The organism is Collinsella sp. AF11-11 (genome assembly GCF_003465485.1).
Lineage (GTDB): Bacteria > Actinomycetota > Coriobacteriia > Coriobacteriales > Coriobacteriaceae > Collinsella.
The window spans coordinates 287,924-300,523 of record NZ_QSAS01000001.1; the positions used below are offsets into that span (position 1 = coordinate 287,924).

Here is a 12,600-nt window from a genome sequence, read left to right on the forward strand (position 1 = left end):
GTTACATTTTTATGAGTTGGCAGGCGGCGCGATTGAAGTCGCAGACGTGAGGTTTTGAGCACATTTGTTAACACGGCCGAAACGTTTGCGGGTGAAGCCTGCTTTGGCCATTGCGGGTGTTAGAGCCCCAGGATGCCACGGACAGCCCGGGCAGCCGCTGCCGGGCGATCGCGCAGACCGTTATGCGCGCCCGGGATCGTCACGAGAGGGCAATCGAGATATTCGGCAGCCGCTCGCGTGCCAGCCTCGCGGGGCGTGCCAATCGAGAGCTCGCCCAGGAGCACGGCGGCCACCGTTTTTGACGCGCGAACGCTATTCCAATCGGGAACGCAGGTCATAGTAATCCCGTATTCGTTCGCCATGAAACTGCGGCCGTTGCGCAGGGCATGCTTGGCTTCTGCCTCGGTTAACTTGGGGGCCTCAGGGTCCGAATCGCCGATGGCGCCCAGGAAGGCCCGTAATGCCCTGGAGACCTTTCCCGCGGCGATCATCTCGAGCAAAACTGGGGCCGCGCCCAGGCCGGCACCATCATCCGTCACGGCGGGTTCATGCAGAATCGCACGCGAGATTATGGCGGGGTTTGCACGGAGAAGCTCCAGGGTCACCAGCGTACCGGCACTGTGCGCGAGCACGTTTGCCGGAGCGCCGATATGCTCAATAACGGCCTGCAGGTCGGCGGCCTGGGCGGCGAGGTCGTAGCGTCCGTCTGCAGCGTCGCCGCTCTCGCCGCAACCGCGGCGATCGTAGGCAATGACGCGGTAGTCACAGGCGAGCTCGCGGGCGATGGCGTCAAAGAAGACGCCGTCGACACAAGCGCCGTGCACGCACACCAAGGCAGGAGTATCAGGCGACACATCTGGGCCGGCATATTCGCGACAGGCAATCGTGGTGCCCGCATTCTCGACCGTAAAATCCATGTTGTGCCCCCATCATCAATGCTCATCCAGTTGCACGTCAGTGCGGTTGGATGGACCCGCATTGCCTTACGCCTTGTTAACAGATTAACTGTACCCGACCCGAGGCTTTTCATGGCACGGCATCATGAGCGACGTGAAAAAACGAAACTTGTAAAGCAAGAGCCCACACCTTGCTTTGGAGCCGATGCTATGCTTAGGCACAATTGTCTTGAGGAGCATATGCCTATGTCTACGTTTTTGAATGCCAGCCCCATCTTTGGGCCCGTTCGCAGCCGTCGCCTTGGCCTCTCGCTCGGCGTCAACATGATGCCGGCCAGCGGCAAAATCTGCACGTTCGACTGCATTTACTGCGAAAACGGCCTCAACGCCGAGCGCCCCTGTCATGAGCCGTACAACACGGCTGCCGTGGTACTCGACGCGCTCGAGGCAAAGCTGCGCGAGATGGCAGCCGAGGGCGAGCTCCCCGATGTGATCACCTTCGCAGGCAACGGCGAGCCCACCGCCGCACCGGAGTTTCCGCAGGCCATCGCCGGCGCCGTCGCGCTGCGCGACGAGCTTGCCCCAAACTCCAAGATCGCCGTGCTCTCCAACGGCACGCGCGCCGACCGCCCCGAAGTGCACGACGCGCTCATGATGGTCGACGACAACATCCTCAAGCTCGATATCGTCGACCCGGCGTTTATCCAGCTGCTCGACCAGCCCGTTGGCGCCTACGACGTCGAGCACCAGATCGAGACGTTCGCAAGCTTTGACGGTCACGTTATTATCCAGACGATCTTTTTGACCGGCGAGTATCAGGGCAAGCCCATCGACAACACCGGCGAGGAGTACGTTGCCCCCTGGCTCGCGGCGCTTGAGCGCATTCGCCCACAAGAAGCGACCATCTACACGGTGGCGCGCGAGACGCCGGTCGCCGGCCTTGCCAAAGCTGCGCCCGAGGTGCTCGACGCCATTGCCGCGCGCGTACGCGCCCTCGGCATCCCCTGCCAGGTGAGCTACTAGCAAAACCACACAGCAGCCAGCGCCCGCCATCCCACTCCATCAGTTGCGGTGATATAGTTCCTGTTTGTGCTGTTAAACCGCTTAAATCGGAACTATATCACCGCAACTTTTATGGACGCGTGGGTGGGCTATACTAGCTGCGAATGAAAGGAAGTTAGCCATGTTTGACAACGGACCCGTGCCCGGCCGCAACGATGCTTGCTGGTGCGGCAGCGGCAAAAAATATAAGAAATGCCATAGCGCCTTTGACGAGCGCCTCGAGCGCCTGTGGGAAGAGGGCTGGGAGGTTCTGCCCCGCACGCTCTACAAGACACCCGCCGATATCGAGGGTATCAAGCGTTCGGCCGCCATCAACGTGGGCGTGCTCGACTACGTAGGCGAGCACATCGCCGCGGGCATGACCACCAACCAGATCGACCAGATGATCTACGACTACACCATCGAACACGGTGGCACGCCGGCTGACCTCAACTATGAGGGCTACCCCAAGAGCGTGTGCACCTCGATCAACGACGTGGTCTGTCACGGCATCCCCTGCGATACGGACGTGCTGCACGAGGGCGACATCATCAACGTCGATTGTTCCACGATCTTGGACGGCTACTTTAGCGATTCGAGCCGCATGTTCTGCATCGGCAAGGTCTCTGCCGAGCGCCAGCGTCTGGTCGACGTCACTCGCGCCAGCGTGGAAGCGGGTCTAGCCGCCGTCAAGCCATGGCTACCGCTGTCCGTGATGGCCGAGGCCGTGCAAAAGACGGTCGAGGACGCCGGTTTTAGCGTGGTGCGCGAGTACGGCGGACACGGCATTGGCAAGGAGTTCCACGAGGACCCGTTTGTAGGCTTTACCACCGAGGCGCCCGATGTGGACACCATCATGGCTCCGGGCATGGTCTTTACCATCGAGCCCATGGTCAATGCCGGAGCGCCCGACATCAAGATTAGCAAGGGCGACGGCTGGTGTGTGCGCACCAAGGACGGCAGCGATTCGGCCCAGTGCGAGGTACAGCTCGTAGTGACCGAGGACGGCTACGAGCTGCTGAGCTGGTAGCCGCGGATGCGCCGGGCTTCACGATGGATATGTTAACCATCGCGAAGCCCGGCGTTTGTATAGCGTTTTGCCTGATAAAACCTGCCAAAATAAACCTGTCCCTTTTTGGTAGGTTGAGCGGAGAGGACTGTTTGTGAACATCCTGGTTTTGCTGCCCGTCAACGATCGTCACCGTGCGATCCTTGAGTCGAGCGCTCCGGGCGAGAACTTTATCTATACGAGCGCCGACGCCATCACGCATGAACAAGTCGCCAACGCCGACGTGATCTTGGGCAACATAGACCCTGCCCTGCTTACCGCATGCGAGCATCTCCAGCTGTTGCAGCTGCAGACCGCGGGCTATGACGACTACCTTGCTGCCGGCACCGTGCCGGCTGACGCCAAGCTGTCTTGCTCGATCGGCGCCTACGGTCAGGCCGTGAGCGAGCACATGTTTGCCATGGTCCTTTCCATGATGAAGCGCCTGCCCGGCTACCAGGACCTGCAGCGTGAGCATCGCTGGGAGGACTTGGGGCCGGTCACCTCGCTCAAAAATGCCAACGTGCTGGTGCTGGGCGCGGGCGATATCGGCGGCCACTTTGCCACGCTCTGCCGCAGCATGGGCGCACACGTCCGCGGCATCAAGCGCCATCCACTCGTCTACCCCATTGTGTTTGAGGACATGGACGGCATGGATGCCCTGCCCGAGCGCCTGGCCGAGGCTGACATCGTCGCATCCTTTATGCCCAGCACACCCGAGACCCGCGGCCTGGCGAACGCCGAGTTCTTCGCCGCGATGAAGCCGGGCGCCTTCTTTGCCAACGGCGGCCGCGGCGACCTTGTGGTCGCCGACGACTTGGTTGCCGCCCTGGAGTCGGGCCATCTCGCCGGCGCCGCGGTCGACGTCACCGACCCCGAGCCGCTGTCTGAGACAAGCCCACTGTGGGATGCACCCAACATGCTCATCACGCCGCACGTCTCAGGTTGGTTCCACCTGGCAGCCACGCTCAACAATGTGGTCGACATCGCCGCGGAGAACCTGCGTCACCTGCAAGCCGGCGAGACCCTGCGTTGCTGGATCGAACACTGATTGTTCCGGCGTTTTACCAAACGCCGGAACCCCTCGACGCTGCGAGCCCGCCGTTTGAGCCAATCTACCGTTCAATTTCAAAGGCGCGACCAGAAGGTCAGCGCCTTTTCATTTCACGGCACCTTGGCTCAAACGGCGGGCTCTCGCTGGCGTGCGCTCTACCTGCGGCGTTTCGCTGGCGTCGGCTTCATCTGCAAGCCTTAGCAGTTCCGTCTTGCCGTTGGCGTTGTGGCATTTGCCCAGATAAAACCTGCCAAAATAAACCTGTCCCTTTTTGGTAGGTTTGGTGCAATGGGGTCAGGTTGGCTTGCGCCATACCGGTAGTTCTGTCTGCGACACTCTCGCCAAAGTGATATCAAACATACATCTAGCGTTTTCGACACTTCGCTTATTAGAGCCAGTCCGTCTCCTCGTCATAGCGGTCCGAATAGGCGTTACGCTTGAGTTCTTCAGCACTCGTTGGTCGCGCCTTGGACACGTCGACCCCTGACTCATGGCAAGCGGCGACGAACAGCTGTAAAACCCCGATCAATAAGCTGAGCCCCACGCTCGGCCTTCATTTCTTCGGCTCGCATTTAGAGCTCCACGCTTTCGGCGCCGTTGATGGTTAGGTTTCGCTCGTAGAAGGCGGTGAGGGCGCGGATGGCGTACATCACGTCGCGTACGCCGCCGGTCTCGTAGCTCGAGTGCATGGCAAGCTGCGGCAGGCCCACGTCCACGGCGTGCATGCTCGCCTGCATATTGGACAGATTGCCCAGGGTAGAACCGCCCGCCATATCGCTCTTGTTGGCAAAGGCCTGCGTGGGTACGTCGGCGTCATCGCAGATGGCCTGGAACACCGCGCGGCTAAAGGCATCGGTGCAGTAGTGCTGGTTGGCGGCCTCCTTGATGACGATGCCGCCGTTGAGCACAACCTGGTTGCGGGCGTCGCACTTCTCGGCGTGGTTGGGGTGCACGGTATGCGCGTTGTCGCAGCTCACGAGCATCGAGGCGGCAAGCGCACGGTGGTACGACTCGTCGTCGAAGCCCAGCGACCCGTTGATGCGGCGCAGCGCGTCGGCCAAGAACGTCGACATGGCGCCCTGCTTGGTCTCGGAGCCAACCTCCTCGTTATCAAAGCAGCAGAAGACCGAAACGTCGTGCGCGTTCTCGGCACCCAAAAATGCCTGCAGCGAGGTGTAGGCGCAAGCCAGGTCGTCAAGTTTGGGCGTCGAGATAAACTCGTCGGCCCAGCCCCAAATACGCGCATCCTGTCGGTTGACGAGGAACAGGTCGCGGCCCAGAATCTGCTCGGGCTCAACATCCAGTTCGTCAGCGATCAGGGCATCGAAGTCACCCTGTTTAAGCTCGCCGGCGCTGATGAGCGGGCACAGGTCGACGGCTCGGTTGGGAGCAAAGCCCTCGTTAACGCCGCGGTTCATGTGGATGGCAAGGCTCGGAATGATGGCGACCTCGCGCTCGGTGGCAAGCAAGCGGCTCTCGATACGGTCGCCCTCGCGCACCAGCACGCGGCCCGCAAGCGCCAGCGGACGGTCGAACCAGGTGTAGTCGATCATGCCGCCGTAGGCCTCGGTGTTCAGGCGCAGCGTCTCGCCCGCGCCGTCGAGCTCGGGCACGGCCTTGACCTTAAACGTCGGCGAGTCGCTGTGCGACGCCGTCAGCTGAAAATGGTAGTCGCCGGCAACGCCGTCCTCGCCCCACGTCGCGGCCAAGTCCTCGCCCACCTTAAAGGCAATAACACTCGAGGTGTTGCGCTGCGTGTAATAGCGCCCACCCGGTTCGATATCCCACGCCGCGTTCTCGGGCAGGTAGGTAAAGCCCGCCTCGTCGAGCTCGGCCATAATGGTCGCCGCCGTATGGAACATGCTGGGGCATGCCTCGATAAAGTCGATGAGGTCGTTTGCGGCCTCGATATCGTCTGCCGTCACATGCGCGCGCTCGGGCGTTTCCTGATCCGTCATGCTCTCCCCTTTCGCTGGGTTGATGGTCCCCTCCAGCATACCCCGCCGCGCCAGTGCCGTGCCTTTCATTCCATGTTTAATCCCGCGCCGCTCGCCAAGTTGAGCCATCATGCCCGCACTCCTTTTGCGACAATTACGCTAACAGGACGAAAGGAGCCGTCATGAAGCCACGTAACATTGCCATCGCCTGCGGTGTCGCGGGAGTCGCCGTCGGCCTTGCCGCTGCCACCGGCACCGTTTGTCACAAACAAATCAAGTCCGCCGCGTCACTCAAACGCTTGACCGGCTACACGGATGGCTATGACCTGTACGCAATCGACATTGCCTACGACTACGATCTTGATCGCATCATTGCCGCTGGCGTGCGCGACGACCAGGCCTACATCGATGCCGTGGTGGCGCAGGTGCTGCCCGGTGTGCCGGCACATGTCCAGGCGCCCCAGTTTGCCTGCAGCGCTTTTGTCGCCGTAGATGCCGAAGGCCGCGTGCGCACCGGTCGCAATTACGACTTTAAGGACGACACCTCGGCGCTGCTGGTGCGCAATCACCCACGCGGCGGTTATGCCTCCATCGGGTTTGCTGCTCTTAACAACCTGGGCGATAACACTCCGCTTGACTCCGTCGGCGGACGCGCTGCGGCGTTGATGGGCCCGTTTGCCCAGCTCGACGGTGTTAACGAATGTGGCGTGTCCATTGCCGTGCTCACCCTGGATTCCAAACCCTGTGACCAGGACACGCAACGCCCCGTCATCAATACCTCGCTCGCCATCCGTCTGGTGCTCGACCGTGCCGCCACCACGCAAGAGGCCGTCAACCTGCTTTCTGCCTACGACATGCACGCCATGGCCGGACGCGACTACCACTTCTTTATCAACGACGCCGCCGGTGACGCGCGGGTGGTGGAGTGGGATCCGCGCGATCCCGACCGTGCATGCAAGGCGACGCCCGTACGCCAGGTCACGAACTTCTACGCCTGCTATGGTGACGAGGTGCTCCCCAACCAAAAGAATGGCGAGCTGGGCCATGGCAAGGAACGCGCCGTCGCAATCGCCGGTGTCCTTGACGCCCGTGCCGGCGCCCAAGACGAGGCAGTCGCTTGGAAGGCCCTACGCGCTGCGGCGCAAGAGCCCAATCCGGAAGACATCACCAGCAACACGCAGTGGTCGGTCGTCTTTGACAACACCGAGCCCGCTGCCGCCGTCACGCTGCGCCGCCACTGGGGCGACGTCGACGCCTTCACGCCGTAAGGAGCCAGGCCCGTCGACCTTACGCTCACCTGACGTTGCTTACATTTCTATACGCTTGAGCTAACACGTTTTACCCCCGTATCAACAGTGTGCGGGGGTAAACTTATGCGCATGTTATAACTTGCCCGGAAGGATTCATCATGCTCAGGATCGGTCTTCTTACCAGTGGCGGCGACTGCCAAGCGCTCAACGCCACCATGCGCGGCATCGTCAAAACGCTTATGACCAATAGCGAAGAGCCTATCGAGATCTATGGTTTTGAGGACGGCTACCAGGGCCTTATCTACAGCAGGTTCCGTGTCATGACGCCCGCCGATTTTAGCGGCATCCTCACCCGTGGCGGCACCATCCTGGGCACGAGCCGCACGCCGTTCAAGCGCCTCGACATCCCCGAGGCCGACGGCGTCGAGAAGGTGCCCGCAATGGTCCACACCTATCATAAGCTGCAGCTCGACTGCCTGTTTATGCTGGGCGGCAACGGCTCCACCAAGACCGCCAACCGCCTGCGCGAAGAGGGCCTCAACGTTATCGCCCTGCCCAAGACCATCGATAACGACACCTGGGGCACCGAGTTGACGTTTGGCTTTACGAGCGCCATCGACGTCGCCACCAAGTGCATCGACGACATCCACACCACTGCCTCGAGTCACGGCCGCGTGTTTGTCATCGAGATCATGGGCCACAAGGTTGGCTGGATTCCGCTGTACGCCGGTGTCGCGGGCGGTGCGGACGTCATCCTGATTCCCGAGATCCCCTACGACATGGATAACGTCATCAAGACCATCGAGCATCGCATGGAGACCGGCAGCCGCTTTACCATCGTGGCCGTCGCCGAGGGCGCTATCTCCAAGGAGGACGCGGCGCTGTCCAAAAAGGAGTACAAGAAAAAGCTCGCTGAGCGCACGAGCCCGTCGATTGTCTACGACATCGCCAAGGAGATCGAGGCCAAGACTGGTCGCGAGACCCGCGTCGCCATCCCCGGTCACACGCAGCGCGGCGGTCAGCCCGACGCCCAGGACCGCATCTTTGCGACCCAGTGCGGCGTCGAGGCCGCGCTTGGCTGCCTGCGCGGCGAGTTTGGCTACATGATTGCCCTGCGCGACGGCAAGATGTGCCACATGCCGCTCGAGGATGTCGCCGGCAAGCTCAAGTATGTCGACCCCCAGAGCGATCTGGTGCGCGAGGCCAAGGCGCTGGGCATCAGCTTCGGCGACGAATAGCCTCGGCCGAAACTGCTCTCATCGGAGACCCCAGGGCTTACATCCCAAATCGTCCTCGGACATGTCAGGACCCCGCCGTGCGCTTCGCGCGGCGGGGTCCTTCCGTCCTGCGGAAAGATTTGGGATGTAAGCCCTGAGGCCTCCTGCGGTAACTAGGGAGGCCGAGGCTATTCGTCTTCTTGCTGCGGGTGCGTGGGCTGAGATTTTGGGATGTTGCAGGCTCTTAGCTGAGAGTAGCACTGACATTTGTCCTGAAATGGCTGGTCGTTAGGGGTTGCTACCGGTAGTTGCGGTAGGGTTGGGGCAGATTCTAACTAGAAATGGTGGTCGCTACCGGTTGTTCTCGGCATACTCGGCTCATTCGATTACGGTCACCACATGAAAGGAACTGCTATGGATCTTGCGATGGCACAGCGGCTCGTTGATCGCCGCAAGGCTGCCGGGCTTTCTCAGGAGGCGCTTGCCGCCCAGCTGGGCGTGAGTCGTCAGGCTGTCAGTAAATGGGAGCGCAGCGAATCCTCGCCCGATACCGATAACCTTATTGCGCTCGCCGCGCTGTATGGCGTGTCGCTGGATGAGCTGCTGTATGGGGAGGCGGCCAACGATGCCGACGACCTGAAGGACGGTAGCGCCGACACCGAGACGGCGGATGTGGCTGACGAGGCTGAGGGTTCTGCCGAGCACGCCGATTGCGGCAACAAACCACTTGTCGATATTTCCCTCGCGCGCGGTATCCACGTCATTGATCCCAATAAAGGCGAGGAAGTCCATGTTGGTTGGAGCGGCATCCATGTGACCAACGAGCGCAAAGGCGAAGAGGTACATGTGGGGCCGGGCGGCGTGCATATCGATACGCTTGAGGACGATGGGCATAGCGTACGCACCAATGACGACGGCACCGTCACCATCGACGGCGAGACGTTTTCCAGCTGGAAGGAAGCACACGACAAGCTCGACCATCATGGCAAGCATTTCCACACCAAGGTCGGACGTGCATGGAACAAATTCCTCTTTCCCGCAGTGGTTGCCCTCGCCTATCTGGCGCTTGGCATCATCTGCGGCGCATGGGCTACGGGGCTCTTCCTCGTCTTTTTGATTCCCGTCTATTACGCGCTTGGCGACTTTATCGACCAACGCCACTTATCTAAGCTGATCGATGTCGTCTATTCAGTCAGTGCCGAGGCATGGTTCCTCTACATGTGGCTCTGCCTGGAGCAACCCCATCCCGCCTGGGTAATACTCATCACCATCCCGGTCGTAAAAGCACTCATGCGTTGGTGCCGTAAACAATGGAAGCATCGCAAACAATAGATGCGGCGTTCGCCCAGATAAAACCTGTCAAAATAAACCTGTCCCTTTTTGGCAGGTTACTCGGCGCTTTTGAGGGCGCCGACCATGTCGATCTTGTTGAGGGTACGATTGGTGGCGAGGTTGACGATAAACGTAAAGCCAAAGGAAAGCACCACGGCGAGCACGTAGCTTAGCGGCTCGACTTCGACGTCAAAGTACAGCGACGGCATCTGCAAAATGTACGTAAAACTCTCGGCCAGCAAGCCGCCCAGTGGCACGCCCAGCGCGGCGCCAATTGCCGTGAGGATCAACGTCTCCTTGTTGACGTAATGGTGCACCTCGCCACGGCGGAAGCCCAACACCTTGATGGTCGCCAGCTCGCGCTCGCGCTCGGAGATATTCGTGTTGGACAGCGTAAACACCACCACAAACGACAGGCACGCCGCCATAAAGGTCACAAGCACCACGACCGAATTGATAATCGTAAAGTTTGCCTCATAGTTTTCCCAATGCTCGGCGGTACTCGACAGCGTAATCCAACCATCGCTCTTAAGACGGTTGGTAAACGCAATCTGATCGGCCGACGAACCCTTAAGCAGCGCAAGGATGCCGTTGAGGCGCGCGCTTCGACCGAACGCGCGCTCGTAGGTGCTCTGCGTCATATAGAGCGTGTTGCCCAGATAGTTGAGCGAAATGTCGCTGACTTTGACCTTGGCAACATTGAGCGACGAATCCTGGACGTGAGCCGTGTCACCCGGCTTGATCCCCAGCACCAGCTGAGAGCTCTTGCTCAAATACACATCCCCGTCACGCAGGGCGAGTGGTTCTTTGGACTCGTCCTCGAGACACACGTAGTCGTCCAGGTCGCTCGTGCGGTCATCGGGCACCACGATCAGTTGCACGGTCTCGCTCTTGCCGCCAAATGTAAAGGTAACGTTGTCGGTCATAATCGGCAACGTCGCAGTCACGGTCACGTCGGAATCCTTGGCTGCGCTGCGCTCATCCAATGCCGCGCACGTCTTCGAAAAATCGTCGGGATTGGCGACCGCCAGGAGGTCATAGCGCGTGATATGCCCGTACTGCTTGGGCGAAAGCGCCACCGACGTGTCACGGATGCCCATACCGCAGATCACGAGCGCTGTGCAGCCGGCAATTCCGAAGATGGTCATAAAGGCGCGCTTTTTATAGCGGAATAGGTTGCGTGCAGCGACCTTGTTCAAAAAGCCCATACGGTGCCAGATAAAGCCGATGCGCTCGAGCAAGATGCGCGAGCCGGCGCGCGGAGCCTTGGGGCGCATGAGCGAGGCTGGGGTCTCGGCCATCTCGTGGCGGCAGGCGATAATCGTGGCGCCCACCACGCCCACGGCAAACAGCGCCACCGAGACGATTGAGGACACAATGTCGTACGAAAGCAGCATCTGGGGCAGCGAGTACATGTCGTCGAACACCGTAAACAGGAACAGCGGCAGGCCCACAAATCCGATGACGTTGCCCAGCACGCCACCGATCAGGCACGCCCACAGCGCATAGTCCACGTATTTGGACAGGATGCGCCCGCGTGAATAGCCGAGTGCCTTGTACAGACCGATGAGTGTGCGCTCCTCCTCGACCATGCGCGTGGCAGTGGTAAGGCTAATGAGCACAGCGACGATAAAGAAGATAAACGGGAAGACCGTGGCGATGGCCTCGATCGAGGAGCTGTCGCTCTCGACGCTCGAGTAGCTCGCGATGTTGCCACGGTCCTGGATGTACCAGGTGCATTCGCCAAGGTCGGAAATCTCGGCGCGGGCATCGGCGAATTGCTGGTCGGCGGCGGCGCGGCGCTGGTCCAAATCGGCCTGAGCCTGGGCGCGCTCCTCGCTGCCCTCGGCCATACGGTTGATGTTGTCCTGTTCAATCCCAAAGACCATGTTCGCTTGACGCTCGGCCGCGTCCAAGCTCGCCGGCGTATCGGCCGTCAGTTCCTGGGCACGCGCTTTTTCGCGCTCGTCACGAATCTTCTCGATATTGCCCTTGACCTCGTTAATCCTTGCCGTATAGGCATCGGAATAGGAGTTGAGGTCCTTGGCTCCCTCGACGATCACGTGGATCGCGGAATAGGACGACGACGTCGCGGCATCCTCACTCACGTAGAACTTGTAGTCCGCGGCCGAGGCGGCACGGAAGGCGTTGACTGTCGAGTCGGAGCTCACATCAGTGGGATCGAGGACCTCAGCCGTAATGGTGTAGTCCCCATCGGCAAACTGGTCCTTGGCGCTTTGGTTCGACGAGCTCGCGTCATTGGCGGCAAAACTCACCGTATCGCCGATTTTCTTGCCCGAAGCCTTCAAAAAACGTGAGGTCACTGCCACTTCGCCCGAAGTCTCGGGCAGCTCGCCGCGTACTAGCACCGGTTGGTCAATATTCTCTTTGGAGAGGCTCTGTACGACGACACGCTCGCGCGTCGTACCCACGGCGGTATAGGCGGTCTCGGTATAGATGCCCTCGGCCGTCTCGACGCCGTCGACCTCCTGAATGGCCGCAAGATCGTCATCGGTCAGACCATAGGTCGACTGCACGTTGATGTCATAAACATTCTGCTGGTCAAAATAGGCATCGACCGAATCGCACAGATCCTCGCAACCCGCCTTGAGGCCGCACATCACGCTCACGCCGAGCGCCGTGATTACGACGATGGATAAGAAGCGCTTAAGACTGCCTCGGATTGTGCGGTAGATGCCACGGCGAAAAACCATCGGCACCATATCGTTTGAGCTTTGGGCAGTGCGGTAGGTCGTAAAATCCTGCTCGCGCTCCGTGTTCTGCGCATCGCGGCGTTGGCTGTTGTGGCGGTCCTGGTCCATGGG

General features: G+C 60.4%; 9 protein-coding genes. 6 read left to right on the forward strand and 3 right to left on the reverse strand.

Annotation, left to right across the window (positions count from 1 at the left end; translation table 11 throughout):
* Positions 1-119: 119 nt before the first annotated feature.
* Positions 120-917 carry an alpha/beta fold hydrolase gene (locus DWV58_RS01325; protein ID WP_117775920.1) on the reverse strand — a complete coding sequence of 266 codons (798 nt, stop codon included), beginning with the start codon at positions 915-917 and terminating at the stop codon, positions 120-122.
* A 225-nt stretch (positions 918-1,142) separates the two neighbouring features.
* Here DWV58_RS01325 and DWV58_RS01330 point away from each other — a divergent pair, with 225 nt between their 5' ends.
* The 3 genes from DWV58_RS01330 (at position 1,143) to DWV58_RS01340 (ending at position 4,036) form a co-directional block, all read left to right on the forward strand.
* Positions 1,143-1,919, forward strand: coding sequence for a radical SAM protein (locus DWV58_RS01330; RefSeq protein ID WP_117775921.1), 777 nt, complete (start codon positions 1,143-1,145; stop codon positions 1,917-1,919).
* 160 nt (positions 1,920-2,079) lie between these two features.
* Positions 2,080-2,967 (forward strand): type I methionyl aminopeptidase, encoded by an 888-nt coding sequence (gene map / locus DWV58_RS01335; protein WP_117775922.1) that lies wholly within the window; start codon positions 2,080-2,082, stop codon positions 2,965-2,967.
* 133 nt (positions 2,968-3,100) lie between these two features.
* Positions 3,101-4,036, forward strand: coding sequence for a D-2-hydroxyacid dehydrogenase (locus DWV58_RS01340; RefSeq protein ID WP_117775923.1), 936 nt, complete (start codon positions 3,101-3,103; stop codon positions 4,034-4,036).
* A 575-nt stretch (positions 4,037-4,611) separates the two neighbouring features.
* On the opposite strand, the gene DWV58_RS01345 is transcribed toward DWV58_RS01340, so the two are convergent.
* Positions 4,612-5,997, reverse strand: a complete 1,386-nt coding sequence (locus DWV58_RS01345) for a M18 family aminopeptidase (protein WP_233540470.1) — start codon at positions 5,995-5,997, stop codon at positions 4,612-4,614.
* A 161-nt stretch (positions 5,998-6,158) separates the two neighbouring features.
* Between DWV58_RS01345 and DWV58_RS01350 the strand changes: the two genes are divergently transcribed.
* The 3 genes from DWV58_RS01350 (at position 6,159) to DWV58_RS01360 (ending at position 9,775) form a co-directional block, all read left to right on the forward strand.
* Entirely contained in the window at positions 6,159-7,244 is a 1,086-nt protein-coding gene (locus tag DWV58_RS01350) for a carcinine hydrolase/isopenicillin-N N-acyltransferase family protein (protein ID WP_117775924.1), read from the forward strand.
* A gap of 140 nt (positions 7,245-7,384) precedes the next feature.
* Positions 7,385-8,464 (forward strand): 6-phosphofructokinase, encoded by a 1,080-nt coding sequence (locus tag DWV58_RS01355; RefSeq protein ID WP_117736125.1) that lies wholly within the window; start codon positions 7,385-7,387, stop codon positions 8,462-8,464.
* 393 nt (positions 8,465-8,857) lie between these two features.
* Entirely contained in the window at positions 8,858-9,775 is a 918-nt protein-coding gene (locus DWV58_RS01360) for a helix-turn-helix domain-containing protein (protein ID WP_117775925.1), read from the forward strand.
* 56 nt (positions 9,776-9,831) lie between these two features.
* Here DWV58_RS01360 and DWV58_RS01365 read toward each other — a convergent pair whose 3' ends face one another.
* Positions 9,832-12,597, reverse strand: a complete 2,766-nt coding sequence (locus tag DWV58_RS01365; protein ID WP_233540471.1) for an ABC transporter permease — start codon at positions 12,595-12,597, stop codon at positions 9,832-9,834.
* Between the last annotated feature and the right edge of the window lie 3 nt (positions 12,598-12,600).

Coding starts and splice junctions, on each gene's coding strand:
- DWV58_RS01360 (WP_117775925.1), top strand. CDS start 8,858: ATGGATCTTGCGATGGCACAGCGGCTCGTTGATCGCCGCAAGGCTGCC.
- DWV58_RS01330 (WP_117775921.1), top strand. CDS start 1,143: ATGTCTACGTTTTTGAATGCCAGCCCCATCTTTGGGCCCGTTCGCAGC.
- DWV58_RS01325 (WP_117775920.1), bottom strand. CDS start 917: ATGGATTTTACGGTCGAGAATGCGGGCACCACGATTGCCTGTCGCGAA.
- DWV58_RS01345 (WP_233540470.1), bottom strand. CDS start 5,997: ATGACGGATCAGGAAACGCCCGAGCGCGCGCATGTGACGGCAGACGAT.
- DWV58_RS01365 (WP_233540471.1), bottom strand. CDS start 12,597: ATGGACCAGGACCGCCACAACAGCCAACGCCGCGATGCGCAGAACACG.
- DWV58_RS01355 (WP_117736125.1), top strand. CDS start 7,385: ATGCTCAGGATCGGTCTTCTTACCAGTGGCGGCGACTGCCAAGCGCTC.
- DWV58_RS01350 (WP_117775924.1), top strand. CDS start 6,159: ATGAAGCCACGTAACATTGCCATCGCCTGCGGTGTCGCGGGAGTCGCC.
- map (WP_117775922.1), top strand. CDS start 2,080: ATGTTTGACAACGGACCCGTGCCCGGCCGCAACGATGCTTGCTGGTGC.